This is a genomic window from Ligilactobacillus faecis (genome assembly GCF_029889745.1).
GTDB classification, from domain to species: Bacteria; Bacillota; Bacilli; order Lactobacillales; family Lactobacillaceae; genus Ligilactobacillus; species Ligilactobacillus faecis.
On record NZ_CP123639.1, the window covers coordinates 1799523 to 1826226 of the forward strand.

At 40.2% G+C, this 26704-nt stretch carries 28 protein-coding genes and 1 tRNA gene; 27 read left to right on the plus strand and 2 right to left on the minus strand.

Features of this window, described 5'->3' with window-relative positions:
- Positions 1-2: 2 nt before the first annotated feature.
- The 26 genes from QFX10_RS08215 (at position 3) to QFX10_RS08340 (ending at position 25000) form a co-directional block, all read left to right on the plus strand.
- Entirely contained in the window at positions 3-1883 is a 1881-nt protein-coding gene (locus tag QFX10_RS08215) for a terminase large subunit (RefSeq protein WP_280605757.1), read from the plus strand.
- A complete protein-coding gene (locus QFX10_RS08220) occupies positions 1876-2061 on the plus strand; it encodes a DUF1056 family protein (RefSeq protein WP_280605758.1) in 186 nt (61 codons plus the stop codon). The genes QFX10_RS08215 and QFX10_RS08220 overlap by 8 nt, the downstream gene beginning before the upstream one ends.
- Before the next feature lie 2 nt (positions 2062-2063).
- Positions 2064-3245 carry a phage portal protein gene (locus QFX10_RS08225; protein WP_437178588.1) on the plus strand — a complete coding sequence of 394 codons (1182 nt, stop codon included), beginning with the start codon at positions 2064-2066 and terminating at the stop codon, positions 3243-3245.
- On the plus strand, positions 3211-3933 hold the full coding sequence (locus QFX10_RS08230; protein ID WP_437178589.1) for a head maturation protease, ClpP-related: 723 nt from the start codon (positions 3211-3213) through the stop codon (positions 3931-3933). The genes QFX10_RS08225 and QFX10_RS08230 overlap by 35 nt, the downstream gene beginning before the upstream one ends.
- Complete coding sequence (locus QFX10_RS08235; RefSeq protein ID WP_280605759.1) at positions 3933-5135, plus strand: phage major capsid protein; 1203 nt, start codon at positions 3933-3935, stop codon at positions 5133-5135. Before QFX10_RS08230 ends, QFX10_RS08235 begins: the two co-directional genes overlap by 1 nt.
- Positions 5136-5141: 6 nt before the next feature.
- Entirely contained in the window at positions 5142-5468 is a 327-nt protein-coding gene (locus tag QFX10_RS08240; RefSeq protein WP_280605760.1) for a head-tail connector protein, read from the plus strand.
- Complete coding sequence (locus QFX10_RS08245) at positions 5434-5787, plus strand: phage head closure protein (protein ID WP_280605761.1); 354 nt, start codon at positions 5434-5436, stop codon at positions 5785-5787. Before QFX10_RS08240 ends, QFX10_RS08245 begins: the two co-directional genes overlap by 35 nt.
- Positions 5780-6208 (plus strand): phage tail protein, encoded by a 429-nt coding sequence (locus tag QFX10_RS08250; protein ID WP_280605762.1) that lies wholly within the window; start codon positions 5780-5782, stop codon positions 6206-6208. Before QFX10_RS08245 ends, QFX10_RS08250 begins: the two co-directional genes overlap by 8 nt.
- Positions 6205-6585 carry a DUF806 family protein gene (locus QFX10_RS08255; RefSeq protein ID WP_280605763.1) on the plus strand — a complete coding sequence of 127 codons (381 nt, stop codon included), beginning with the start codon at positions 6205-6207 and terminating at the stop codon, positions 6583-6585. Before QFX10_RS08250 ends, QFX10_RS08255 begins: the two co-directional genes overlap by 4 nt.
- Entirely contained in the window at positions 6585-7223 is a 639-nt protein-coding gene (locus tag QFX10_RS08260; RefSeq protein ID WP_280605764.1) for a phage tail protein, read from the plus strand. Before QFX10_RS08255 ends, QFX10_RS08260 begins: the two co-directional genes overlap by 1 nt.
- Before the next feature lie 70 nt (positions 7224-7293).
- Positions 7294-7662 carry a hypothetical protein gene (locus tag QFX10_RS08265; RefSeq protein ID WP_280605765.1) on the plus strand — a complete coding sequence of 123 codons (369 nt, stop codon included), beginning with the start codon at positions 7294-7296 and terminating at the stop codon, positions 7660-7662.
- 62 nt (positions 7663-7724) lie between these two features.
- Entirely contained in the window at positions 7725-7865 is a 141-nt protein-coding gene (locus QFX10_RS08270) for a hypothetical protein (RefSeq protein ID WP_280605766.1), read from the plus strand.
- 15 nt (positions 7866-7880) lie between these two features.
- Positions 7881-9251 (plus strand): phage tail tape measure protein, encoded by a 1371-nt coding sequence (locus QFX10_RS08275; RefSeq protein ID WP_280605767.1) that lies wholly within the window; start codon positions 7881-7883, stop codon positions 9249-9251.
- A gap of 609 nt (positions 9252-9860) precedes the next feature.
- Entirely contained in the window at positions 9861-13742 is a 3882-nt protein-coding gene (locus QFX10_RS08280) for a phage tail tape measure protein (protein ID WP_280605768.1), read from the plus strand.
- Between the two features lie 8 nt (positions 13743-13750).
- Entirely contained in the window at positions 13751-14617 is an 867-nt protein-coding gene (locus tag QFX10_RS08285) for a phage tail domain-containing protein (protein ID WP_280605769.1), read from the plus strand.
- Positions 14618-14629: 12 nt separating this feature from the next.
- Entirely contained in the window at positions 14630-16660 is a 2031-nt protein-coding gene (locus tag QFX10_RS08290; protein WP_280605770.1) for a phage tail protein, read from the plus strand.
- A 3-nt stretch (positions 16661-16663) separates the two neighbouring features.
- The gene (locus QFX10_RS08295) at positions 16664-20836 is read left to right on the plus strand and encodes a hypothetical protein (RefSeq protein ID WP_280605771.1); all 4173 of its coding nucleotides are present in this window, start codon (positions 16664-16666) and stop codon (positions 20834-20836) included.
- A 1-nt stretch (position 20837) separates the two neighbouring features.
- Complete coding sequence (locus QFX10_RS08300; protein WP_280605772.1) at positions 20838-21149, plus strand: hypothetical protein; 312 nt, start codon at positions 20838-20840, stop codon at positions 21147-21149.
- A 1-nt stretch (position 21150) separates the two neighbouring features.
- Positions 21151-21315 (plus strand): hypothetical protein, encoded by a 165-nt coding sequence (locus QFX10_RS08305; RefSeq protein WP_280605773.1) that lies wholly within the window; start codon positions 21151-21153, stop codon positions 21313-21315.
- A gap of 16 nt (positions 21316-21331) precedes the next feature.
- Positions 21332-21598 (plus strand): hypothetical protein, encoded by a 267-nt coding sequence (locus QFX10_RS08310; protein WP_280605774.1) that lies wholly within the window; start codon positions 21332-21334, stop codon positions 21596-21598.
- A gap of 40 nt (positions 21599-21638) precedes the next feature.
- On the plus strand, positions 21639-22124 hold the full coding sequence (locus QFX10_RS08315; RefSeq protein ID WP_280605775.1) for a hypothetical protein: 486 nt from the start codon (positions 21639-21641) through the stop codon (positions 22122-22124).
- Positions 22117-22491, plus strand: coding sequence for a pyocin knob domain-containing protein (locus QFX10_RS08320; protein WP_280605776.1), 375 nt, complete (start codon positions 22117-22119; stop codon positions 22489-22491). The genes QFX10_RS08315 and QFX10_RS08320 overlap by 8 nt, the downstream gene beginning before the upstream one ends.
- On the plus strand, positions 22491-22958 hold the full coding sequence (locus QFX10_RS08325) for a pyocin knob domain-containing protein (protein ID WP_280605777.1): 468 nt from the start codon (positions 22491-22493) through the stop codon (positions 22956-22958). The genes QFX10_RS08320 and QFX10_RS08325 overlap by 1 nt, the downstream gene beginning before the upstream one ends.
- Before the next feature lie 47 nt (positions 22959-23005).
- Positions 23006-23353 (plus strand): hypothetical protein, encoded by a 348-nt coding sequence (locus QFX10_RS08330; RefSeq protein WP_280605778.1) that lies wholly within the window; start codon positions 23006-23008, stop codon positions 23351-23353.
- Between the two features lie 12 nt (positions 23354-23365).
- Complete coding sequence (locus QFX10_RS08335) at positions 23366-23806, plus strand: phage holin, LLH family (RefSeq protein ID WP_280605779.1); 441 nt, start codon at positions 23366-23368, stop codon at positions 23804-23806.
- A gap of 9 nt (positions 23807-23815) precedes the next feature.
- On the plus strand, positions 23816-25000 hold the full coding sequence (locus QFX10_RS08340; RefSeq protein WP_280605780.1) for a GH25 family lysozyme: 1185 nt from the start codon (positions 23816-23818) through the stop codon (positions 24998-25000).
- Positions 25001-25305: 305 nt separating this feature from the next.
- On the opposite strand, the gene QFX10_RS08345 is transcribed toward QFX10_RS08340, so the two are convergent.
- Together QFX10_RS08345 and QFX10_RS08350 are read right to left on the minus strand one after the other, a co-directional pair.
- Positions 25306-25393 (minus strand) — tRNA-Ser (locus QFX10_RS08345).
- 83 nt (positions 25394-25476) lie between these two features.
- Positions 25477-26241, minus strand: coding sequence for a TrmH family RNA methyltransferase (locus tag QFX10_RS08350; protein WP_280605781.1), 765 nt, complete (start codon positions 26239-26241; stop codon positions 25477-25479).
- Positions 26242-26440: 199 nt separating this feature from the next.
- Between QFX10_RS08350 and QFX10_RS08355 the strand changes: the two genes are divergently transcribed.
- Positions 26441-26668: a hypothetical protein gene (locus QFX10_RS08355; protein ID WP_280605782.1), complete on the plus strand. Its 228-nt coding sequence runs from the start codon at positions 26441-26443 to the stop codon at positions 26666-26668.
- The last annotated feature ends 36 nt before the right edge of the window (positions 26669-26704 follow it).

Genomic DNA, 26704 nt, shown 5'->3' on the forward strand with positions numbered 1-26704 from the left:
CTATGAATAAAAAAATAGATCTAACACAGTCGCATGACGTTTTAGGTGAGTATAGTAAGCTTGACTTTTCAAAAATCAGAGAAAATTATACAGATCCAGGTACAAAATACTGCTTTTCAGTCCTTGATGGAGAAATAGTAACTGGATATTTGATAAAACTTGCCTGTTTTAGGCATTTGCGGGATTTACAGCGCCAAAATACAGCAGATTTTGAGTATGTTTATGACATTCGTGAAGCTGAAAAGCTTCTAAAATTTGCAAGTATTTGTCCGAATGTTGACACAGGTGAGCCGACTAAATTAATGGCATGGCAAAAATTTATTTTTTGTATGCTATTCGGTTGGCGTAATGCATCAGGTGGCAAGAGATTTAGTCGTGCGATCGTTTCTGTTGCTCGTGGTCAAGGTAAAACGTACTTGATGGCGATCTTAATGTGCTATTCATATCTTATCGAGTCGATAGGGCTAGGAAATCAAGACTATCTAGTATCCAGCATCAACTTTAAGCAAACAGGTAAGCTGTTTGGTTACATTCGTACGATGATCAAGCAGATCGTTTCTAGGGTTCCATTTAAAAAATTAGCTGAAGAAACTGGGCTGTCACCACAATCTGAACAGATCATTGAGCGAAAAACTAACAATATTTTGCGTGCTATTTCGTTTGAGTCAGGACAATTTGATTCGTTTCACTTTACAACAGCGATAGTTGATGAAGTCGGTGAAGTCAAGACACGTGATAAGACTTCAAAGATCATTTCTGGACAGGTCAAAGTTCCAAATCGGCAGTTTATTCAGATTTCGACTAGTTATCCAGACCCAAGCGTCCCATTTCATGAAGATCAAAAGATGATCCAGCAGGCTATGGAACAAGACTGGAATCGGGATGCCGATACGTATTTAGGGTTGATCTGGGCGCAAGATAGCTTAGAAGAAACATTCAAAGATCATTCATGGCCCAAATCGAACCCGTTATTGTATCTACCAGGTCAAAAAGAAGCCCTTATCCAGGGCCTAAGAGATAAGCGGGATAGTGACATGCTGACTGGAAATATTGCTGATTTCCAAAATAAGAATTTAAACTTATGGTTGCAGGAATCGACAAGTAGTTACTTAAAACTTGCTGATATTGAGCAAGCGATCATTGAGGAATTTGATATCAGTGGGCGTCAAGTCTATATTGGCTATGATTATTCTATGTTTAGTGACAATACCGCTATTGCGTTTGTTTATCCATATGAAGAAAATGGCAAAGCACGCTGGCATATTGAACAGCATAGCTTTATCCCATGGCAAAAGGCTGGGTCGATCGAGGCTAAGGAAAAACAAGATGGTATAAATTACCGCGAATTAGCTAAAAAAGGATATTGTACGATCACCAGTCACCCCCAAGGTTTAATAAACGATGATCAAGTCTATCGCTGGCTGATGGACTATGTGGAAGATAATCAGTTGAGTCCTATCTTTTTTGGCTACGATGCTTGGGGAGCAACTAATGCGATCAAACAGTTAGAGCTCAACTCTGGCTGGAATTTACAAGCTATTCGGCAACGCACATCTGAGCTTAAGGATCCTACTAAATTTTTACAAAAGTTATTTGTTGAACAAACAGTGACTCGTTTAGATGACAAGATCATGGAGAAAGCGTTGCTCAACGCTGAACTCATCGAAGATAAGATCGGGATCCAAGTCGACAAGGCCAAAGCTACGCTCAAGATCGACGTGGTCGACGCGCTCATCGATGCAATGTATCAAGCTATGTATCATTTTGAAGACTTTGGCATTGCTAACGATAAGTCACATCAAGTTGAACTTATGACACAAGAACAAGTTTTAGAGTGGTTCAATAGTGAAGAATCGGGGTTAGGAGGTGATTTTATTGATTAGTAGATTTTTTAGATTGCTGTGGTCAGTGATTGACGTATTATTTTTTGTTTTAGGCATTGTAGCGCTCGTATACGGTGCCTTTTTGTTTGGCAAGATCGTCGGTTATATGGTCCTAGGCATCTCTTTTATCGTGTTAGGGATCATGACTGAATTAGCTGGCGGGAAAGGAGGTGACTGAGATTGCCTATTTTCAAGATCCAAGCTTCCGCTAAAAGTGCAATGAGTGTCCCGGTCGATGATCCAACGGTCATCGATCTGTTTAATGGTAGTCAAGCCACTAAATATATCAGTGCAGGTGAAGCGCTACAGAACTCAGACATTTATTCTGCGATCTTCCAACTCTCAGGTGATCTAGCATCAGCTTATCTAGTATCTAGTAAAAAGCGCTGGCAATACATCATTGATAACCCAACACCAACAGCCAATAAACACGCTTTTTGGCAAGCTGTGTATGCTCAGCTATTGCTAGGTGGTGAAGCTTTTATCTATCGTTGGCGTAATCGTAACGGGATCGATGTTCGCTGGGAGTATTTAAGACCTTCACAAGTCAGCACCTACTTGTTAGACGATGGGTCAGGGTTGATCTATACTGCGACTTTCGATGAACCTGATGTCGGTGTGGTGATGAACATCCCGCAGTCTGATATGCTCCATTTTAGATTGCTATCTAAGACTGGCGGTATGACAGGTGTTTCACCGTTGAAGTCTTTATCACAAGAATTCAATATCAAACGTTCATCAAACAAGTTGACGTTGCAGGCATTGTCACAAGCGATCATTAGCCCCGGCATTTTAAAGATGAACAAAGGTGGTTTGCTCAACTGGAAACAAAAAGCCGCTCGTTCAAAAGAGTTTATGCGTCAATCACAAGCCGCAAACAATGGTCCGATTGTCATCGATGACCTAGAAGAATACAAACCCTTAGAGATCAAGTCAGATATCGCTAAGTTGCTAGCACAAGCTGATTGGACCGGTACACAGATCGCAAAAGTGTATGGTATCCCTAATTCCTATTTGAATGGTCAAGGCGACCAACAGTCATCTATCGATCAGATCAAAGGGATGTATGCCAACGCTTTGTCTCGGTATATGGAAGCGATCACTGCAGAGCTTAATGATAAGCTAAATACTACGATCACAGCTAATTTAAGACCAGCGATCGATCCGTTACAAGATGGCTATGCTAATACATTAGCTGGGTTAGTCAAAAGCGGTGTGATCGCGTATAACCAAGCAACGTATCTGTTAAAAGAAACGGGTTATTTTCCTAATGAATTGCCCGATCCGATCAAACAGCCAAAAGTTGAACCAGTGAAGGGAGGTGAGAATGATGACGATCCAGATCAAGGGTCCGATCGTTGATGATGCCACAGGCTTGTTTTACGACTGGCTCGATATGCCAAGTACGACACCTAACAGAGTTACTGAAGCGTTAAAAAAAGAAGACTCAGAGACTGTAAACGTTGATATTGCTTCTAACGGTGGCGATGTATTTGCTGCCTCTGAGATCTATACTGCATTAAAGAACTCAGGCAAAAAAGTTAATGTGCGTGTTATGGGTTTGGCGGCTTCTGCAGCAAGTGTGATCGCGATGGCTGGCGATAAGGTAAGTATTTCACCGACTGCCCAGATCATGATCCATAAAGCTTGGACGGATTCAGCCGGTAATGCAGACGAGCTTTTGCACGAGTCGAACGTATTAAGTAGTATCGATGAGTCGATCGCTAACGCTTATGTTGCTAAAACAGGTATGAAGCACGCCGACGTACTGAATTTGATGGCACAAGAGACATGGTTAGGCGCTAAAGATGCCGTTGATAAAGGTTTTGCTGATGAGATCATGTTTGCAGAAGAAAAAGAAGCTCGAGTGCTTAATTCTCTTGAAGCAGTGCCAAGTAAAGCGGCAGTCGACAAATTACTCAATATGATCGCAAAAATTAAAACAGCTGAGGAAAATAGCTCGATCAAATTGTCAAAAACTTCTGAGAAGGATCTCAGTGTAAGACAGAAGAAACTGAATATTTTAAAAGAAAAGGACGGTATTTATTAATGAATATCAATGAACTAAATGATGCATGGATCGCTTCTGGCCAAAAAGTAGCTGATCTCGATGCAAAGATCAATTTAGCTGTGATCGATGATGATTTTGTCCAAGCTAAATTCGAGGATCTTAAAGCCAAACGAGACAATGAAGTGGCGCATCGTAACGCTCTCAAAGAACAATTAGACATTGCGCGTAAGGCAAACGACGTTGTCAATGCACCTAAACGTGAGCTCACCAAAAAGGAAGAAGATACCAAAGAGAAGTTTGTTAATGAATTTATTGGAATGGTCAAAGGCGATCCTAAAATTGTGAATATGGTCACGTCATCTGTTGATGAAAATGGCGATAGTGCAGGCTTAACGATCCCTAGTGACATTCAAACAGCGATCCATACATTAGTACGACAGTATGATTCACTTGAACAATACGTCAACCGCGAAGCCGTTTCGACGCCAAGCGGTAGCCGTGTATACGAAAAATGGGCTGACATCAAACCATTGGCTAATTTGGATGATGAAAGTGCCACGATCGGCGATAACGATGATCCAAAATTGACAGTGGTCAAATACTTGATCAAGCGGTACGCAGGGATCACGACAGTAACTAATACGCTACTTAAAGATACAGCCGAAAACATCATCTCTTGGTTATCAACTTGGATCGCACGTAAAGTCGTTGTAACAAGAAACGAAGCAATCATTAATGTGATGAGTAAAGCTCCCGAGAAGCCGACATTAGCTAAATTCGATGATATTGTAACGATGATCAATACAAAGGTCGATCCAGCGATCAAGAAAACATCATTCTTGATGACCAATACTTCAGGATTAAACGTCTTGTCGCAAGTTAAAGATGCGGTGGGACGTTATTTGCTTCAACCAGATCCAAAGCAACCAGACCAATATCTGTTGAAAGGTAAACGGATCGTCGAAGTAGCCGATCGTTGGTTACCAGATAAAGAAAATGCCCACCCACTCTATTATGGTGACCTTAAACAAGCTGTCACATTGTTTGATCGCGAAAATATGAGCTTACTTGCTACCAATATTGGTGCGGGAGCTTTTGAAAAAGATCTGTATAAAATCAGAGTCATCGATCGTTTTGACGTTGTTCAAACTGATAGCGAAGCTTGGGTCGCTGGATCATTTAAGAAGATCGCAGATCAACCCGCAAACTTGACGCCAGCAGCAGACGCTCCAAAACCTTAGTAATGTATGAGTGTTGATAAAAAACGGCTAAAGCTTAGTTTGAGGATCGATAGTAATTTTGATGATGAATTACTTGATATGTACCTCAGTGCCGCTAGTGATTTTATTAAAAATGCAGTCGGTGCTACTGATGATTTTTATATCAATAATGATCTCTTTGATACAGCAGTCGTTGCTTTAGCTTCAAGTTATTATACTAACCGGACTGCACTATCGAATACGCAAACTTATACGATCAATATGACGCTTAATTCGATCATTGGTCAATTACGTGGTCAGTGGTCGGAGGAGAGTGAAAATGAAGAACATCAATCCATCAAGAATGACGTTTAAACTTGAATTTGGTCAAATGGTAAGTGGGGGCACAGTCAACCCTAATACCGGTGCTAGAATGAAGGTTTTTAAGCCTAGTTTCAGTACTTTTGCTGGTCAATGGTCACTGAGAATGTCTGACACATTGTCTTTAGCAGGTTTAGGTATCACTGATGCTGTGGTCTTTTTCGTAAGACATCGCGAAGATATTACAGGTGATATGCTGATCAAAAAAGATGGGATCATCTATAAGATCAATAATATTGCTTATGATGACGGCTTGCCACCTGACGGGTTCGATCTGATCACTTGTACGCGGGAGGTATCAAAACATGGGTGAAGTTAAAAATGCTGATAACTTTGAAAGGATCCTAGACAGTTTAGCTGAGGGTTTTGGACATGCTGAACGGGTCATCGTCAATAAAGCGGGAGCAGAGGCTTTTGAAAAGATCATGAAACCTAAAGTTCCATACAGTACAAAAACACATTCTGGAAAGTCAGTTCATTTAAGAGATAGTCTTGTTACTGAGCAACATCCTAACGGCTCGATCTCAGTCGGATTTACGGCTAAAAGTCATAAAGGTTATATTGGACGTTTTCAAAATGATGGTTGGGATGTACGTGATCGCAATGGTGTGCAACATGGTCATGTGCCTGGAAAGCATTTTTGGGAAGAATCAGCCAAAGAAGCGCAAGTCGTTTTACCAAAAACGATGGCGATCATTGCAAAACAGATCATTGACGGGAAGGTGAAGCCATGACGCCGGCCGCATATATTTTAGGTTTGGTCAATGATAATATCGATAGCATCGATCACCTATCAAGCGAGCATGTCCATGCTTTTATGATCGATCCAAGCGATAACACGACAACAGAATTGATTTTAGTAGTCAGCGAACTAACGGATGACGGTAGTGATTACGGTAATGATACCGAGATCAATATCATCCGACAAGTTCAGCTGACTTTTTATTACCCGCCTGATTATCAATATGATATGACGGCTATCGAAAAGAGCGTTAAACGTGTACTTTTCAGCAAAAGCATTCGCTGTTTTTCTGATGCGGGACATGTGATGACGCCTGATAACCAAAACATCACTAATACTTTGAAATTCAAATATAAGGAGGAGTCATAATGGCTACTATTGGTTTATACGGTATTTACACCGGCATTCGTGGTGCTGACGGCAACGTTATCTGCGACGATAAAAAAGGTTTGAGTGCTGACGGGATCTATTTTGTCGGTACTGATAAAAAGGAAGGTAACTTAGGTTCTAAAACAGCAAATATCACGGGGTTAGCTGCCACACCTACAAAAATTGATGGGAATAACCAAGTTGTTGATGTCAGCAACCCACCTTCTAGCCCTTCAGTTGCATGGACAGCAAACGAGATCAACCACGTTGTCAAAGAAAAGATCTTAGGCCGTGTCTCAAACGGCAAAGGTGGCTACTTTGATGCAGACGACACAGTTGAATGTCCTTTGATCATCGTTTCGCAAGCCACGATCACGCGTAAAAAAATTTACTTCTGTTTTGGTCGAGGTGTATTCAATGAAGCGAGCCATAACGTTGGAACAAACACAAGTACAGCTGAAACTCGCGATGATGACAACTTGACATACACAGCGCTGACTTATGATAAATTCAACAATAAACCATATGCGATCTTCTATGAAGAAGACGAAAACTTTGATGAAAAAGCAATGTTTGACCTTGTTTTCCCGGGACAAAAGAAGTTTACGAACTCTAAACCAGCTACACCATCAGTTTAATTTTTAGTCGATAAATAGCGAACACAGAGACGATTAATGTGAGACGAAAAAAAGGAAAGGAAAGTTATTAGTGAAAAATACAGTTAAAGTTGACGCAAAAAAACTTGGGTTAAAAGAAGATCTAACGCTGATCGATTCACCCAAAAACATCAAGATCGTAGGTAATTATTACAGCAAGATCCTAAATATTTTTGCTGAAGATGATACTGATGATGAAAGTATCACAGTGCCAGTCGTTAAGAATATCGTTCAAGTGACTGCGATCGTACTGGAAGCACTGACAGAGCTTTTGGGACTAACAAAAACAGAGAGTCAAAAATTAGAAGAATTATCTTTTAGTTATATGGTCGGTATCTTTAACGATATGTTGAGAATTTGTTTAGGTATTGATATGGGTATTAATTTAGACGAAGAAGAGGACAAAGAAGACCCAAAATAACTGCTCGAAAAGAGCTAAAACAACTGACTGGTTTCTTAGAGGATATTGATTATCTTGCTCAAATGGCTATGCAAAAGGGTATTTCCCCAAGTGATTTTTATAACTCATCATTTAGTGAGTGGCAGTCGGCTTGGAATGCCAAAGCGCCTGAAGAGCGAGTACAAGATCCATTGGAGTTGGCCCGTAGTATTGGAGCATTGTAGGAAAGGAGGAAAAGCATGACAAAAATTCAAGGCTATCAGTTTTCTATCGATATGACTGATAACGGTATGACTAGAAGCTTGCGTACGATTCGGGATGAAGCAAAATTACTTAAATCTGCAATGCAAGCTAATTTTGCTGAGATCAGATCTGGTGAAGGGATCATGGCAGCTTATGCTAATAAGGCTGAAGATGCCAAGCGTGCGATCGAAGGGCAAAGAAACTATATTGAAAGACTGAAAAAGGAACAAGATGGTCTAGATCTGACGACTGAAAAGGGGCGACAAGCCTATATCAAGTTTGAAAATCAGATCAACAGCGCTAAGCGAACGATCGCAAACTTGGAGTCACAAGAAAAACAAGCAGCTAATTCGCTTGAATTGCATAGATCAGGTATTTTAAGGCTAAAAGATGCACTGGAAACGACCGAAAAAATTAACAAGAACTATGTCGAGCAACTTAAAAATGCAGGGATGAAATATACTGCACAAAAAGCTCAAATTAAAGGACTTATCGATACTCAAAAAGTTCTGGAGACACAGTTGCAAGCAGAGAAGAAATTGCTTGTACAAGTTGAACAAACATCGGGCAAAGCATCTAAGACTTATCGTGATCAAGCGATTAAATTATCTGAGCTGTCTAGAAAATACATTGAGAATCAAAGAGAAATTAGCGGATCAAATAAGCTGGTATTAAAGATGAACGATTCGCTACTCGAATCTAGAGATCGTTTAGTAGCAGTTGGTAAAACAGCAAAAGAAACATTTGGTAATGATTTAAAGAGAGCAGCAGAAGTCACTGGTGCAGCGCTTACTGGAATTGCTAAGATGTCTTATGAGGGTGCAAAGAAAGCTACCGAAGTATCTAGTCAATATAAAGTTATCTATAATAACCTAGTCACCGGTGGTGAAAGCGCAGCTGAAGCAACTAAAAAAGTTAAAGAGATGCAGGAAGACGGCGCTAAATATTCTATCAAATATGGTGTTTCTCAAAAAGAGGTTGCAGATGGATATTTAGAACTCGTTAAGCGCGGTTACAGTTCGAGTCAAGCTCTAGGAGCTATGAATACTGAGTTGCAAGGATCCATTGCATCGGGTGATGATTTTAATGATGTTGTTAAAGTTGCCAGTGGTACTCTAGAAGCTTTTGGAATGAATGCTAAATCAGCCACTGAAATGACCAAGAACACTAAATTGGCTGTTAATGAGCTAGCTTACACAGCAGATACTACTGCTACTGATTTCCATGGAATTGGTAAAGCTATGGAGTATGTAGGCACAACATCACATCAAGCCGGTTTTAAACTTAGTGAGACATCGGCAGCCCTAGGTACTTTGTCTAAGCAAAATATTGACGCAGATAAGGCTTTGGTAAAACTGGCCGCTTGATCAGAAATGATCTTGAAAAATAAATCCGTTAATTCGGGGAAGACTAAGCTATTGTGATATAATTGACCTAGGATTTTATTAGCTTAGGAGACATACGATAATGGACTATATATTAGTGCTATTAGGCAAGATTATTGAATCCCAAACATGGTCAAAGTTCTGGGACTTTTGTGGGGATCTGATCATTAATTTCTATGAATATTGTGAAAAGCATAAATTCATAGGAATGATAATTTATGGAGTTTTGGCACTTTTAATTGTTTTGTTGTTCAAATTCATACTTATTCCAGTATTTTTAACGATAGTAAAATACGTGTTTGGAACCATATTCGCAATTATCCTATTAGTCGTTATCATAGTAGGTTGGATAATTGATTTGATATTTAAATAGTATGTTGATCCCGAGCCAAGCTATGGGAAAACTCATAGAAGGTGTAGAGACTAGAAAAAGTAAGCTAAGAATTAGGCACGTTAGGAAAACGTGCTTTTTTTATGCAGAAATTTCCACGAAGGCGGATGACCCTAACGAATAAGACGAGGGCCAAGAGATAGTCCGAACATTATGGAAACATAGTGAATTAGAGGATAAAGAGCCTCTAAGATAACAAATTGGGTACAGGTCTGCGTAAAGTCATCAATAGTTTGACTGATGCCGTTGAAGCTCAAAAAGCAGCACAAGAAGGTTCGGGTAAGGCTATTGAGACGTATACCAAAAAAATTCAAAAACATAAAGATAAGATTGTTGAATTGGAAGCAGCAGTCAAAAATGGAACTAAGAGTGGAAAAGCAGCTGCTAGCGCCATCAAGAGCCAACAAGATGCTATTCGGGATCTAGAAGGTGAAGTAGAAACTGCCAAAAATACCAACAATGGATCTGTGTTAGATCAAATTGGTCTTAAACGTTCAGATATCGTTGATTCCAAAGGAAACTTCAGAGATTTGACTACTATCATGAAAAAGCTGAATGAAGTAACTAAAGGAATGGGTAAAGAAAAGAAGGCAGCCGTCTTTAATTCTTTATTTGGTACGACGGGGCAACAATCTGGCGAAATTTTAGCTGAGAATAGTAAGTATTTAGGTGAACTTACCAAAAAGGTTGAAGAGGCCGGCAAAAAAGGCAATTACGTTCAAGAATTAGCCGCTAAGAATGCTAAGACGGCTGAAAACTCAACTAAACGTTTCAAAGAAGCTTGGAGTGCTCTAGAAATTGAATTTGGTGCTAAACTCTTACCATATATGACGGACGCCGCCAACCAGCTGACCAAGCTATTTGATCAAAAGGACTTTCAAAACGGAGTTAAGGTAGCAGCTGAAGGTATTGGCAAAGTTGCCGGTGGTATTTTGCAAGTTGGTAAATTAGCTGTTGAACACACTAAGACTGTTGCTGTTTTTGGTGGTGCCTTGGCTGGTTTATGGGCTGTCAGCAAGGTTGCTATTTTTATCAAAAAAGTAAAAGAACTCAAATCGCTTTTTGGTAAGAATAAAGCTTTGACAGATGAACAACTTGAAGTGGCTACATTGACAAAACAATATCAAAACTTAGCACTTGCAAAAGAACAAGCGAGTGGTGCTTATTCTAATACACCAGTTGCTGGTGGCAGTAGTAAAGCATCTAAAACGTCTAAAGTAGCTAATACAGTCTCACAAGTTGGAAATACTGCGCTGGATGTTGGAGATATAGCAGAAACTGCACTAGGCACGACAACCAAGGGTGGTACTATGTCCAAGGGTGCCAAGATCTTAACTCTTGGTAAATCTATTGGTGCTAAACTGGGTACAGCAATTGGTTTGGGTATTAGTGCGTATGATGTTGGATCATCTATTTATAGTGCTGTAAAGTCTAATAAAGCAGAAGCTAAATATCAAGCTGCCGGTAAAACTGCAGGCACGTTGATCGGTGGCGGGATCGGTTTTGCTTTAGGTGGTCCAGCTGGCGCAGCGATCGGTGCTAGTTTAGGTGATCAGATCGGTGGGTCAAAAGTAGTAAGTAACATAGTTGGTAAGTTCGTAAAATCTTGGAATAAGGCGATCAAAGGAACGAAGATCAAAGCGCCTAAGATGAGTCAAAAAGAAGCGCATAATGAACTTCTAAAAGAGCAAAAAGATTACTATAAGAAAAAACAAAAGCAAGACTTAGATGATCTTAAAACGCTCAAAAAGAACGGGCTGATCAGTAACGAAGAGTATAAAAAGCGTGTTGCTGATGCTAAAAAGCATTACAAAGATCTGGAAAAAACAGCACGGAAGTCAGGATCTGCTCAATCAGCTATCGATAAATATTATGCTATCCAACGGCAAAAGATCGACACGGACTACAACAAGCAAAAGAAAAAGATCCACGATAAATATGATCTTGAAGTGTTAAATGCACAACAAACTTTTGGAAAGCGGTCTGAACAGTATAAGAAAGCTGTAGCTAAGCGTGATAGAGCTTTAGATGAAGCTAGTTCTAAACATAAAAAGAAGATCTATGATCTAAATGTCAAATATGCCACAACTGACATGACAAAAGAAGCTAAAGCGCATGTAACGTTGACTGGTAAGATCAAGACTGAGTCAGATAAACAAGGTAAGATCTTAGAAAAATTGACAACTAAAAAAGGCAAATTGAGCAATAAGCAGCTGCAAGATGCTGTCAATGATGCGCAAAAAGAATATCAAAAGGTCTACGATCTATCGACTAAAAAGTTTAATGGCGTAGCTAAAAATGCAGATAAACAGCTTAATAAAGTTAGGGATGCAGCTGATCGCCAACGCAAGTCAGCTATCAAAGCGGCTGAAGATCAGTATAAAAAAGTCGTTGAAGCTTCTGAGCGTCAATATCAAGGTAATTCTAAGTGGGCCAAGGAACAACGCGCACGTGTCAAAGAAGAAGCAGAAAAGCAAAGAGATGCTGCTAAAAACGCTGCTGAAGATCAATATCGAAAAGTTACAGAAAAAGCTCAAAAGCAACATGATGAGACAGTCGATAAGGCTGATCAACAGTATCAAAAGACTTTAGAATTAGCTAATAAACAACAAAAAGACATTGTCTCACAGGCTAAAGAGCAATCAAAAGGTGTTGTAACGCATGCTGTAAATCAAGCAAATAGCTCGATGGATGCCAACTCAAAGCAAGCTAAAGGATCATCAAATATTTTCAGTAGTTTACACAACTTTTTTAACTCGATCGCTAAGCTTTTTGGCAAGGAAGACAAAAGCTCAGCCAAAAAGCAAGACTATAGTTATACGCCAGTTACGATGCACGGTGGTTATGCGACTGGTGGTCACGTAAATTACCAAGGTAAAGCGCTTGTTGGTGAAGCTGGACCGGAATTGATCTATCGACCATATAGCGGTAAGGTCAGTGTTGCCGGCCAACGTGGACCACAATTCATCGATGTCAACCCAGGCGATCGGATCTTAAACGCCAACGATACAGCCAAGGTCATGTCTGGCTCGTATGTCGGTAGTTTACCAGGATATGCAACGGGCAATTCATCGCTTGGCGACTTCTTTAAAAAAGTCAGAGATGGCGCAGAAGATATCTTTGATGATCTGACAGACGGGGCAACTGAGATCTTAGAAAAGATCACTGATCCTAAAAAGACATTAGAAGATATGACTAAAAAAGTTTTTAATTTGGATAGTGTACCTGACGCCGGTCGACTTCTAGTTGATAGTTCAAAAGGGATGGTCAATCAAGTTACTGACGGCTTTGCTGGCATTATCAAAAAGTTGAAAGATCAGCTTTTTGGAGACGATAGTGGCGGTGGCGGTAGTGCAAGTTCGCCAAACGGTAAGATGAGCAAGAGTGAATTTGCTAAGGTCGCACATCGAGCTGCCGGCTTGATGCATCAAAAATTATCAGCCAGAGACATCGATCATTTATATTGGCAAGCGTTTGTTGAATCAGGCGTAAATCCTGCGACTGGTGGTGGTTATGACGACCATGACGGTACTGGTTTACCAGTTGGGTTGTTTCAGTACAAGTTAGGAACTTGGAATGCTTGGGCTGTCAAAGGTCACAGAAATATTCATTCTGCCTTAGATCAGATCATGGCAGTCTTGAACGATTCGACTTGGCGCCGGGACTTTGCACCTATAGGCGTTCGGCGTGGTTGGGGTCCACTTGGACATAAGATGATGGCAAATGGTGGGCTCGTCACGCAAAATCAGATGGTCGAAGTCGCAGAAGGTAACTTACCTGAAATGGTCGTACCGTTAGATCTCTCTAAGCGTTCAAGGGCTTATCAGTTAATGCAACAGTCACTTGACTATTTTGCGCAAACTGATAACCGAGCGGGGCACTCGCAAAGTAGTAATGACGATATTATCAAGGATCTATCTGCCACTGTTAAAGATCTCAAGAACTTAGTCTCGATGTTATTAAACGTTAACGGTCTACAGCTTGATGCGATCAAGAACGTAAACGGCTACGATAAGAACAAAGTTTATCGAGAAATGGCGAGTGATCAACGTATAGCTAATTTTCAACAACTTGGATTGTAGGTGATAAAGTGGAAATTTATGGCAATCACTTTCGCTATCCTAAGCTTTGGATCAAGCGAGGTGATGAGGACGAGATAGATATTGAATCTATTACACCCAATTTACGGTATCGCGGAGATGACGAAGATCCGATCGTAACTAATAGTTACACAACTAACTTAGGGTCTGACGGTAGCTTTTTTACTGGCAGTACGATCGATAAAAATGTGATCAACGCTAAATTTTATTTTAAATTTGGCGATTGGTGGGACTACAAGCTTGCCAAACACGACATCTATAAATATTTTTCAAGCAAAGATGTTTATCGCTTACGCACTGACGGCGAACCAGGGATCGTTAAGTATGTGCGAGCTGGAAATTTTACGATCGCACCAATGGAGACGTACTCCAATGTGGCGACGTTTACGATCCCGTTTGATAACCCGAGCGGATATAAGTACAGCCTAACGACCTCAGACCAGCTTATGCGCTACGATCAAGAAGCATGGCCATTATATGGTGGGAATATCCCAAACGGTGAAGATCCGGCATACCACTTCATAGACAAACAGTCATTTAGAGTGTATAACGCCAGCGATATCGCAGTTGATCCATACTTTCAACGCCATGAATTGAATATCATTATGCAACACTTTGGGCCTGGCTTTAAGTTGATCAATAATACTAATCAAACAAGTTGGACCTATAAAGGGACGCTTGGAAGTAACGATCGCCTTATTTTGGAAGGTATCAATACCTTTAAAAATGGGCAGTTAGACAACAATAACACTGATTTTGGTTATATCAAGCTTGAACCAGGCTGGAACGAGTTTTCCGTATCTGGTGCTAACGATCTTGATATAACCTTTTCTTTTCCCTTTATTTACGTAGGTTAGGAGCTGAGCTGAGTGGATATTTTAAAAGCTTTACAAAATAATAAATTCGTCTATTTTGGCTTTGATCCAAGTGGTGAGACCAAAAATGATCCGTGGCGTGCGCTACCAAACATCAGCATTTCAAGTGATGCTAAAAATTGGTCAAGTGTGCTCAACTTTCCTAAATTAGAGGGGCTAAGAGACGGCTTTATTTGTCGCGTTGGTGATGTCTATTATCTATTGGGTACTTTAGCGATGTATAAGACGTCTGATTTTAAGGTCTTTGAAGCGCTCAACATCGATCTGATCAAACAAGCAAGTGGGTATACAGATATCTGGGCGCCAGAGATGTTTGTAGATAAAGAGGGTAAATATCACATTGTCTATAGTGCCACCAAGAACGGTCAGCGTGGTATTTATGTTGCCGATTTTGACGTCATAACTGATAAGGTGTCGAATGCCTATCAAACTGTCGATGTTGACGTTAAGAGCTCGATCGACCCTAATGTCACATACTTAGACGGTAAGTATTACCTATGGCTCTCAAGTGCTAGACTTTTTGTTTCGGATAATTATCTAGGACACTATACCGAGGTCGCCACTAATATCATCAATGATCCAAGCGCTAAATGGTACGAAGCCCCTGAGATGTTGGTTGCAGGTGACTACTTATATCTCTATCAAGATAAGATCGATAGCCATGTTGAGGGTGTTTCAGACTCGGGATATATGGTCTATCGACGGGCCAAGCGCATCAATCCGATCATTTGGAGCGATGAACGACCAGTCAAAGGTTCTTTTAATATGCGACACGGTAGTTTTTTGTATAACGATACGATATTTGTTCGTGAACCTACTTATGAGCTACCGACAAGTAATTTTGATGAGGTCGTTACTGTTAAAGCGATCGGCATCGAACAGACGATGCCTTTGAACTGTATCTTGTGGTCGACTTTTGCCGTACAATGGGCTCAAAACAGCACATATCAACTAACATTTACAGCATTTGATGATGGCAGTGCTAGTTTTAAAATGCTGCTGAGTGCTGAGAGTATTGTCACTTTTGACGATCAACAATATGTGGTCAAGCAAGTAGCGCCTAATCTACAAGGTTCAACCAGTCAAGTTCAGATCACGGCGACACACATCTATAATGACATTGCAAGAGTTCGTCAGTACGACACACGCAATGGTACACTGACGTATTTGCCACAGGATATTTTGGAGTTCTATCTGGGAGCTAAGAATAATGACAACGTAGGCTATACGTATTCTGTCTATGGTAGCTTTGACAAGCAACAGATCCAAAACTTAGGTGATTCTAGTGGCAAGGATATGTTAAGCAAGATCTTGAGTACGTGGCCGTCATCGATCATTTACCCAAACAATAAAGAGATCGGCGTTTATAGCCCAGAGGCATTCAAGAAATCATTTGGGCAACGGATCGATTACCGAAACAATACGCAAGACATCAAAATAACGATCGACAGTACTAACTTGAGCAACAAAGTCAAATGCTTTGGTAAGCAAAAAGAAAACAGTACCGACAATGCAAAGGTTGAATATTATTTTCAACCCTTTTTTGTTGAAGACGAGCAATCTATTAAAGTTTGGGGCGTGCATCCCATGGATAACATCTCTGATGAACGCTTCACAGATAAGCAGAACATGGAAAACTACGCCCGATCACAACTGCAAAAAGAGCCGATAATCAGCTTAGAAGTTACAGCAAGTACGAACTTCAAACCGATCGCTGGTGAAGTCAGACATTTAACGATCACTGAAAATGGGTTTGAAACAGATGTAACGCTTATCGGCTATACATGGTACCCGTACAATAAGACACAGGCGACTGTTTTGCAGTATGAGAACTTGCCAGCAAGTATTTTAAATACGCAGTCGCTGATAAATAATCGGATCAATAACATCAACGAGCTAGCGCAAAAAGCTTTAAATAAAGCGACAACAGCGACAACAACGTACTACTCAAAAGACGATCCAACAAAATATAACATGGTGCGTGTTGGTGATATTTGGGTGCGTCCATTAGATGAAGGAGGGTAAAACTTGAATGAAGTAACAAATAAACATATCGATCCAGACCCCAATTTAATGGAGAAAGTACCGGCTCAAATGATGATCTACGATGGTAGTAAATGGCTCGAGATCAGCAATCAACAAACGATCAACTCGCTCAATGATACGACGGTTGATCTGCAACAAGAAGCAAAAGAAGTCAGAACGTATGTTGATAACGTTGATAGTGACTTCAAAAAAGCTCAAAAAGCTATCAACGATACGATCGCAACTGAGACCACTCGCTTAGATAAGTCGATTTCAGATGCAAAACTAGACACTAAGTCAGTTAACGATCGTCTGACTCAGATCAATGCAGATAGTCAAAAGACAATATCTGAGATCCAGACAAATCTGTCTAATATCGATATCAACGTTACAGAGATTGATAAAAAAATAGACAACGCCACGGCTGAAAGTCAAAAGCTGATCGAAGATCTACAAAAACAAGCAAGCGACTTGAAGTTGAATGTTGCTGATCAATTTGACCAGAAGAGCATTGAAATTCAAACGGCAAAACAACAAGCGATCGCTAATGCAGATCAAGCTTTAAAAGAATATCAGACACAAGTTCAAACGCAATTTAGTAGTGTTGACGGTAAGATAAGTCAAACGGTGCGTAAAACTGATTATGATCAACTCTCAAAGCTCGTTACTGCAAATGAAACAAGATCTATTCAAAACCAAAATGCAATAGAGCTAAAAGCAGATAAGACAAGTGTTGATGCTGCAAATACTAAGATCACTGATCTTGAGAGCTCATTAAGTGTTGCAAACGATGCGATCAAAGCAAGAGCAAAACAAACAGATATTGATAAGCTAACCGATCGGGTCAGTTCGGCCGAAGCTTCTTTAACAGTCAACGCCAACAATATTAGTTTGAAAGCAGATAAAGCAAGTGTCGATAACTTAGATCAGCAGGTCAAAAATATTAGTAGCGCGATGCTGACTGTTGATAGTGATCAGATCAAAAGTTTAGTAAATTCAACGAATGCTAACAGTGGTCAAATAGCAGTTTTGAGTACGCAAACACAGCAAAACAAAGATACGATCAAGACGTTAGCTTCTAAAACTGACTTGGATCTTTTGACAAATACTGTAAATCAAGCTAAAAGTGAATGGACACAGTCGTCAGATGGTATCAAAGCCAGTATATCGGCTGTCGGTAGCAAGCTTACTAACTTATCTTTTGGAGGCCGAAACTTACTCAAGCAATCACAACTTGGTTCAAATTATAAACATGATGCGTGGTATGAGACATTTGGCGGAGTCACTTGGAATAGCGACACAGTTGAGCTTAATATTGGTGATAAAGACTGCGTACAAATTGAGCAACGTGTATACGATATTGAACCAGATACCGATTATGTGTTTAGCTTTGATCTAAATTACGCTGATGGACAACATCTTGATAAGCAAGGGTTCATTTTTTGGGAGTTTACCGCTAATGACTTTAAACAAAATACTAAAGTCTATAAAGATAATTGGAATATTGCTAATATGTCAAATTTTCCTAATACTCCTGGACGAGTAGGTAAAAAACTTGTGCTCCATACGCAACCTGATACCCATGCGCTCATATTTATGGTCAGATCAGTAAAGGGCGCAAAACAACCTTTTAGGATCAGTAAAGTCAAGTTTGAAAAAGGTAACGTGGCAACAGATTGGACACCAGCACCTGAAGATATTGATAGTCAATTGAACAGTGTAAATAACACGTTAACGACATACAAAACTGACTTTGATTTACTTAAAGATGGAATGACCTTAAGAGTAGCTGAGATCAGTAAACTCAATGATCAGATAAACGGGCTCAAAGTTGGTGGTCGAAACTATTTGCAAGGATCCTTAGATTTTACGTGGCCAACAGGTATTGGTCAAAATAACGTTACTCCTACATTTGAAATGCAGGGCGAAACTAAGGTAGCGCATCTAAACAGTCAATACTTTGGTGGTATATACACTAAATGGGGTGGCGCATTTCCAAATGGAGAACTGCAAGTCGGTGACGATTACACGTTATCGTTTGATGCCAAAGGAACAGGCGTATTTAAAACTGTAAAAAACGAAAGCGAGGCTAGCGACGGATCTTTATCTGGAACTAGTCTCACTTCAAACTGGAAACGATATAGCGTATCTGGAAAGATCAATAGTCTTAACAAGGCATATGTCATCTATTTTAATGCTGGATATGACGCATACATTAGACATGTAAAAATTGAAAAGGGCAATAAGCCAACCGACTATACACGAGCCCCGGAGGATATTACCAATGATATCAACAGCAAATATGCTAGTTTAAACGTCAGAATAGATAGTATCAACTCGACAGTTGCGACGAAGGCCGATAAATCATATGTTGATCAAACAGCAACAAATATAACTAACGTAGTGGCTAATAAAGCTGATAAAAGTTATGTAGAGCAAACAGCCAAAGCCATTACAAATGTTGTGTCGACTAAGGCAGATACGTCCTACGTAAATCAAAAAGCTGATCAATGGCAATTAGCTTTACAAAATGCTCAAAATGATCTATCTGGAAAAATCACGGCCACTAAAAATGATCTATCGACTTTGTACAACTCAGATACTTACAAAGGGATGCAAAAGATCGTTCAAAATTCTGCTTTTTTACAAAATGCAAATGGATTCACTAGTCAAGTTCAGCAGCTTATCGGCGATCAGCTAAAGCAGGCTAATTTAGTCTATAACTCGGAGTTTATCGCTGGTACAGATAGTGTGATCGATGGTTGGACGACAAATTTTGGGCTGAAACGTGGTACAAATCGGTATGACAATTATAACGGCAGTACAACACTTGGGATGGACGCAAGCGGAAATGCTGATGATCGTTGGGTTAACGGATGGTCATCATTTATCGCTGTCGAGCCGGGTGAAACAGTCTCAGCTAGTGTAGTTGTATTTTACACGGGTAATGTTCCTCATTCGGGTATTTGTGGGCTGGAGTTAGAATTTTGGGCCAATGCAAGCGATCAATATCGTAAATCAAATAAAATGACAACTGTTAATGTGTCAGATGTACCGTATGATCATGCTAAATTACTCAAATTAGAAAATATTACGATACCGAATGGAATCAATCAAGTGAGGGTTAGCCTTATCATTAGAGGTAAAGGTAACGTAATGTTTGCTCATCCGATGTTTGTAAAAGGCTCAAGTGTCGGTGTATATCAAGCGTCTACAGTGGGCCAATTTAGTAAGCTTACTCAAACGATCGCAGGACTTAAAGCAGAAGTGCATGATAACAGTAATAATTCTGTGATCGCTCAAACTGCTAGAATGATCGCCCTTCAAGTTTCAGGTGATAAAAACAAGATTATCTCACAGATCAATGCTTCGACTGAAGGAGTGATGATTGACGGCAAACATGTGATGATCAATGGGAATACACGGATCCAAGGGACGCTCATGGTCAATGATGTCGTGATGCGCTCACAAAACAATGCTGTGAAATTCAGCCCAAGTAGCTTAGATATGGTTGGCGCTAATTCAATGCTAAAGTTGCAAAATGATTCTATTCATCTAGGGTCGACATCTAGCGATCCTAGACAACAGTGGGGAATGAAACTTAGTGATGATGGACTCGAGTTAAGTGTGCCAGCTAAAAAATTAGGTGCTACGACAAATAATCCAAGCGACTATAACCATGAGATCCAAGGTTACATCAAAGGTGGTGGTTGGGATTATCGCAAGATGGATACGGTTGGTAATGGGGCCTCAGGAATAGAAATGGGGTTGATGACTAAGCAAGTCTGGGGCGCGCCTTATGGTGGAGATTACATTGCTATTGGTCAGTACATCCCTTCAAGTAGCGGTGGAAAAATTTTACAACCTGCGATCTCATATTCAGAGACTGGTTTCGGATGGGCTCCTAAAGATTTGCATATCTATAAACCTACGTATTTTGGAAGTGAAGTCCATTTTGGTGCTGGTAGTGCTCAGAATGGAATTAGAACCGCTTGGGTTTCGTGGTCTGATTGGAATAACGAAAAATATCCTTGCTTTGTAAATGATAATGGTAATTGGGGCGGTATTGCATTTCCTCAGAATGGGAATGTTGTTTTATTTAACCATGCTGGTAAACGCTATAATATTTACGAAACAAAAGATAACAAACTTTATAACAATTACGGAGGATATTAACATGGAATTCAATAAGACGATCATTTTATCTGGCGACGTTCAAAACGACGCTGGCAAAACTTTTGCTCAGATGCAAACAGTTTTGAAAGGAGATGGGTCAACACCAGTTGTTATGACGATGGGGACTAATGAGATCCAAGGCTTTGATGACACTGGAAAGCCTATCTTTGCTGAAATCGACGAAGATAAACTTAAACAAGCGCAAAAAGAGATGCAGGCAGAAGCTATCAGGCAACAAAAAGAATTATGTGTTGAGAATGGTGTGGATCCTGAGCTTGTAAATATTATCAATGCAGAAAAGAAGGTGAAGTAAATTGGATAAGATGACAACGATCTTAAGCAAGTTGACAATGAATTTAGCTAATAAAGAATTGCAGATCGCTAGCTTAGAAGCTGATAAAGAAGAACTCGAACAAAAAGTAAAACAACTTGAAGAAGAACAGCAAAAGTTGCAAACAGTAGAAACAAACAAAGAATAAGAGAGGGGTAATAATTATGGCACTGGTAAAAAACAAAGACATCACGTTAACAGCATTTTCAAAAGTTGGAGATGATAAAAAAGATGCTTTGCGCATGACAGCGTCGCTTTCAACAAATGATACAAGTAATGACGCAGTTAACCAATATGTGATCGATAGCGAACTTTACATGGCTCACAAAGCAGAGGTGCGTAAGGATATCGCAGCGTTTCAACAATATGTCTATGAACAAGAAGATCAACTTGCAACAGAAGTCGCTGAAGACGAAAAAACACAAGCATAAATAATTATTGGAAATAAAATAGTAAACAGGATGTGATTTTATGGTAATGACACATATAGACCCACCAAGCCTTGATATTTGGGATGAACCGATGTCGTTTGCAGATCGGAATGCACGTAACCAAAAAAATCATAACTGGTATGTATTACGACAATACGGTGCTGATCTAGGTTTATGGATCAAAGGTTATATGGATGGCTATGATACACGTTTTGATAATTTGATCACGAGTGTAAAGCAACCTGATGAAGTCGTTGATGCTCGTGTAGATCGGTTTAATGTAGTTTATCCTACTCTCAAAAAGAGGCTCGATGCTTTGCAGTTAGATAAAGCAAGTAAGATCGATAGCTTTGATGTTGATGATTTGCGAACAGTGATGTTACGTGATATTTCTAACTCGAGCAGACCACTTCGGATAGGCAATACACAGTCAATTGGGGATAGTGGTACTAATCAAACTAACCAAGGCTTGATAGTTTGTTCCATTGGTCGTTTGTCACTTACGGAGGTGATCAAGATTGACTAAAGCAGTAAAGCTTGTATTTGAAAATGAGTTTGGTGACCAAGTACAAATGTATCCAGAAACGCACGCAGATGCTATTTATGGTCTGCGTGCGTTTTTAGATGAATATTTATCAAGCACCATTCAAGTCAAGGCTGGCACGGATCTAAATACTCTAACATCAGGTAATTATCAAGGATCCAAGACGTTTGTTATTAATGGTGTATCAGTGAAGAATGCTCCAGTCATGTTTAATAACTGGGGATCACTGACAGTCAATGACATTAATGGTAATACGTGTACACAAATTTTGATTTCAAGTAATGGTAAGCGTTGGACAAGGGGCGCCGGTGGCCAAGATAAAATTTTTAATGAATGGAGGGCTTTTTAATGGGAAGTTATATTGCAGATATTAAGGATGGGGCAAACAATAGCATTCGACCACAAACAGTTTGGGAAGCGATCCTTAATGCTCCTGATTTTGCTGGACAGATCCAAGCTGCTAAAGACATCGCAAACGGTAAGATCGATAAGGGACAAGCTTTAGCTTATTTTGGAAATGATATCAATGGGGATACTGATTTAGATACAGTTGTAAAAAATGGGATCCACATGATATATGCAACCGGGGGTAATCGTGCTGGAACACATTTTCCAGGGCGCAATAACCAAGCTTCAACGAACGGAGCTTGGGGCGTATTGCTTGTAATGGGAAATTTTGGTAAAAATGCTGATGGTGGGCTTGGAGTTCAAGTTGCGTTTATGGTGCCAGGTGACATCTATATCAGATCGCATGACGGAGCAGGTACAGGACACTGGGAAGATTGGCGTCACTGTAGCTTTACTGTGACACCGTAAAGTTAAAGTTGCGGTGGGCGGAATTTAAAGAGAAAAGAAGGGGTGTAATGCAATTACACGAAGTTGTAGAGCTACTATGTAGCCTTTTTGGTACTGGTTTTCTTGGCTGGGGGGTCAGGGAATTGGCAATCTACTTAGAACATAAAAAACAGGATCGAGAATTATCGGCAGAAAGTTTGCACGAAACCGACAGACTTTTGAAAAATGGTGTGATAGCAATGCTACATCATGAGTTATACGATAACTGCACCCAATATATCAGTAATGGATATGTTACTCCAGGTCAACTTAATGATCTGGAGTATATTTTTAGCAGTTATAAGGATCTCGGTGGAAATGGTACAGGCGAGATCTTATATAACAAAGTCAAAGCGTTAGATGTAAAGGATGATTAGGAGGGAATATATATGACTTTAACGGATATGATCGTAACGATTTTAACAGCGATCATCACAGCGGTGATTGGATATTGTGGTAGCTATTTTGTCAAAAACAGTCGAGCTTTAAGCATGCTTCGGGCATTAGAATCACTGGCTAAAGATGCAGTGATCGCAGCGCAAAAGTTAGGTGTCACAGAGTATCTAACAGGATCCATGAAGAAAAATCACGCTGTCCAAGCTGTTGTTCAAGCGCTCTTAGACGCAGGGTTAACGGTCAAGGATAAGCAAGTGGTGATCAATGCAGTTGAGAAAGCCTATGCTCAACAAGCAGAGCTACTCAAAAATTACCCACAAGCGCCAAAGCCAACTCCGACAGATGAAGAGTTAGAAAAAGCTAAAGAAGTAGTGGCACAAAAAGAAGCTGAGTTAGTAGAAGCTAAAGCAAAGGTAGCAAATCTAAACGCTTAGGAGGTACACATGAAAAAAAGATATATCGTTGGGGCCGTCTTAGCTACGGCTCTTTGTTGTGCAGTCGTAACCGATCCACATACAACACAAGATGTAGAAGCCGCTCGTACTGATATGGTTGATGTGTCAAATCACAACGACTATATGACAGTGGGTAATTTCACCGCTATGCGTGATCAATATGGTGTTAAGTCAGTCGTGACTAAAATTAGTGAAGGGACATACTATCATGATTGGACAGCGAAAAATAACATCAGCACGGCACAGCAATCAGGCTTGTACATCAATGGCTATCATTTTGCAAGATGGTCCAGTGTTGGCGGGGCGCAAGCCGAAGCTAATTATGCTGTGGCAATGGCTAAAGCAGATGGCTTACCGATCAACGCTGTTTTAGTTGCTGACGTTGAAGCTGATCAACAACAATCGATACCTAAGAATATTAATGATCTAGCAGTGATGGAATTTAAGCGAATCGTTGAACAAGCAGGTTATCGTTATGATATCTATACTTCTCAAAGCTGGAAGAATAACGTTGTCAGTGTACCAGCCGGGACTGGGTGGATCGCACAATATCCATATAATGTGACTGCTGATCGACATACGCAACACCATGCTTGGCAGTGGGCAAGTGACGCGGTATTCAATGGCTCTTACGGACATTTTGATGTTTCGCAACTCTATGATAACTACTATACTGGTGGCCAAGATAAAAATGCTGTGATCAGCAACAGCGATACGCACCACGTAGATAATCAAAGTCAAGCTAAGCAAGAGCAACCAGTACAAACTTCAACCAAAGATGAAGACTATACGCAGACTGGCGTGTTTACAGCTAATACTAAGCTTAACGTGCGTACAGCCCCAAACACTAGCGCACAGATCGTAGCCCAATACGATCCGGGCGAAAGCCTGACGTATGATCACGTCTACATCAAAGGTGGATATGTCTGGGCACGGTATATGAGTTATAGCGGTAGTTATCACTATGTAGCAATGGGGGTGATGGGTGGTCAAGAATACGGTACACGACGTCAAGTTGCACCGAAACAACAAGTGAGAAGTTATCAGGTCAGATCTGGTGATACACTTGGAGCGATCGGGCGAAAATTAGGTACATCAGTATCACACCTACAAAGCGCCAACGGGATCAGAAATGCCAACTTGATCTATCCGGGACAAACATTAAGATATTAGAATAATGCGACAAGCGCCACACTCGAAAAAAATCGGGTGTGGCGCTTTTGTGTTATACTAGCATTGATAGGCTAGTCACCCTCTGGACCGTCTACGGGCGAGGGGGCTTTTTTGTGCAAAAAATTACCCTCTGACAGGAAGTTAGAAGGTGAGACGGTTGTAAGTGACAGGTTGAAAGAGAGGTGCTAGCTGTCAACTTAAATAAAAAGGACGTATCCGAAGTTACTCGAATACATCCTTTTGAAACTTTGTTGTCCAAATGTTGTCCAAAACAGCTGGAAACCTTGCTACATCAAGTATATATAAGGAGAGTACAGGATTTGAACCTGCGCGCCGGTATTAACCGGTTCGCCGGATTTCGAGTCCGGTGCATTACCACTCTGCCAACTCTCCAACAACAAAAAATATTATAGCAATTATCATAAAAAGTTGCAACACTTAATTTAAAAAAGAGACCAGAAAAAGGTCTCTTTTGCTTATTTGATAAGTTGAAACATTAAGATCCCAGCCGCAACAGCGACATTGAGCGATTCGGCTTGACCTTTGATCGGAATATATAAGTTTAAAGATGTTTGAGCGAGTAGTTCTTGACTCATCCCATTACCTTCATTGCCCATGATCAAAGCGAAGTTTTCATGTTGGCCAACTTGATCGTAGCTTCGGGCATCTTGATTCAATTCGCTTCCAAAGACAGGGGCGTTAGCTGCTTTAAAAGCTTGGATCCAAGGTAAGAGGTCGCTAGAAACTAGTTTTAAGTGGAATTGGCTTCCTTGCATTGAACGGACAACTTTAGGGTGGTACATGTCAGCAGTTTTATCTCCAAAGACGACTCCAGAAAAACCAGCTGCATCGGCAGTTCGGACCATTGTACCGATATTACCGGGATCTTGAACACCGTCTAAGAAAAGCCAAGCCCCACGAGCCATAGTTGGCTCAAAGGAGAGCTTGGGGATCTTGACCTCAGCAAAGATCCCTTGAGGTGTCTTTGTTTCACTAAGCTGGGTTGCGATCGCAGGGCTGATCTTGATCAATTCGATATCTGTAAGTTTGGTGAGTTCTTCAAGATATTTGAAATTTGGTGCGATCAAAATGTTATCGATCGCTTCATTCGCTAATAAAGCTTCTTTAACTAAATGCCAGCCTTCAAGCAAATAAGTTTGTGTTTTTTTGCGTCCTTTTTTATCAGCTAATTTTTTCCAAGTTTTAACTTGAGGATTGGCAGTCGATGTAATTTCTTTCATGATAAAATCTTCGTTCCTCTACTTTCAATATGTAATAAAAGTATATCATATCAAGTAAAGCAACTACTGCCAAGAAACGATATTAGTTCAGAAAAATAACTAAAAAAATTTTCAAATACTTTTGTGAATGAAAAGAGTATAATCAAACCAGCAGGATGTCAGTGGGGGCAGAAATTTAATATAATGAGGTCGATAACTTATGGTAGAACTATTAGACAAAGTATATTTAAACGCTCTCGACCAAACGACGCTGATCATCAAGACCCGACGGGATCTACATAAAGCTTCATATGTTGTTGATCAAGATGGTAAAAAGTTTGAGATCGTAAAATTGAAACTTCAAGATTTGTGGTCATATCGCAAAGGGATCATGGCGCTTACTGTTGCTGGAGAATATGTTAGTGATGCGATCACTTTAGTAAAATAATCAGTTGAACTATGCTAAAATATCTCTAAAAGCTAG

Excerpts from the sequence above, each read along its gene's own strand:
- QFX10_RS08300 (WP_280605772.1), top strand. The coding sequence starts at position 20,838 with ATGGAATTCAATAAGACGATCATTTTATCTGGCGACGTTCAAAACGAC.
- QFX10_RS08230 (WP_437178589.1), top strand. The coding sequence starts at position 3,211 with ATGATGACGATCCAGATCAAGGGTCCGATCGTTGATGATGCCACAGGC.
- QFX10_RS08335 (WP_280605779.1), top strand. The coding sequence starts at position 23,366 with ATGACTTTAACGGATATGATCGTAACGATTTTAACAGCGATCATCACA.
- QFX10_RS08340 (WP_280605780.1), top strand. The coding sequence starts at position 23,816 with ATGAAAAAAAGATATATCGTTGGGGCCGTCTTAGCTACGGCTCTTTGT.
- QFX10_RS08315 (WP_280605775.1), top strand. The coding sequence starts at position 21,639 with ATGGTAATGACACATATAGACCCACCAAGCCTTGATATTTGGGATGAA.
- QFX10_RS08255 (WP_280605763.1), top strand. The coding sequence starts at position 6,205 with ATGACGCCGGCCGCATATATTTTAGGTTTGGTCAATGATAATATCGAT.
- QFX10_RS08325 (WP_280605777.1), top strand. The coding sequence starts at position 22,491 with ATGGGAAGTTATATTGCAGATATTAAGGATGGGGCAAACAATAGCATT.
- QFX10_RS08270 (WP_280605766.1), top strand. The coding sequence starts at position 7,725 with ATGGCTATGCAAAAGGGTATTTCCCCAAGTGATTTTTATAACTCATCA.
- QFX10_RS08215 (WP_280605757.1), top strand. The coding sequence starts at position 3 with ATGAATAAAAAAATAGATCTAACACAGTCGCATGACGTTTTAGGTGAG.
- QFX10_RS08240 (WP_280605760.1), top strand. The coding sequence starts at position 5,142 with ATGAGTGTTGATAAAAAACGGCTAAAGCTTAGTTTGAGGATCGATAGT.
- QFX10_RS08330 (WP_280605778.1), top strand. The coding sequence starts at position 23,006 with ATGCAATTACACGAAGTTGTAGAGCTACTATGTAGCCTTTTTGGTACT.
- QFX10_RS08310 (WP_280605774.1), top strand. The coding sequence starts at position 21,332 with ATGGCACTGGTAAAAAACAAAGACATCACGTTAACAGCATTTTCAAAA.
- QFX10_RS08250 (WP_280605762.1), top strand. The coding sequence starts at position 5,780 with ATGGGTGAAGTTAAAAATGCTGATAACTTTGAAAGGATCCTAGACAGT.
- QFX10_RS08355 (WP_280605782.1), top strand. The coding sequence starts at position 26,441 with ATGGTAGAACTATTAGACAAAGTATATTTAAACGCTCTCGACCAAACG.
- QFX10_RS08350 (WP_280605781.1), bottom strand. The coding sequence starts at position 26,241 with ATGAAAGAAATTACATCGACTGCCAATCCTCAAGTTAAAACTTGGAAA.
- QFX10_RS08260 (WP_280605764.1), top strand. The coding sequence starts at position 6,585 with ATGGCTACTATTGGTTTATACGGTATTTACACCGGCATTCGTGGTGCT.
- QFX10_RS08245 (WP_280605761.1), top strand. The coding sequence starts at position 5,434 with ATGAAGAACATCAATCCATCAAGAATGACGTTTAAACTTGAATTTGGT.
- QFX10_RS08275 (WP_280605767.1), top strand. The coding sequence starts at position 7,881 with ATGACAAAAATTCAAGGCTATCAGTTTTCTATCGATATGACTGATAAC.
- QFX10_RS08235 (WP_280605759.1), top strand. The coding sequence starts at position 3,933 with ATGAATATCAATGAACTAAATGATGCATGGATCGCTTCTGGCCAAAAA.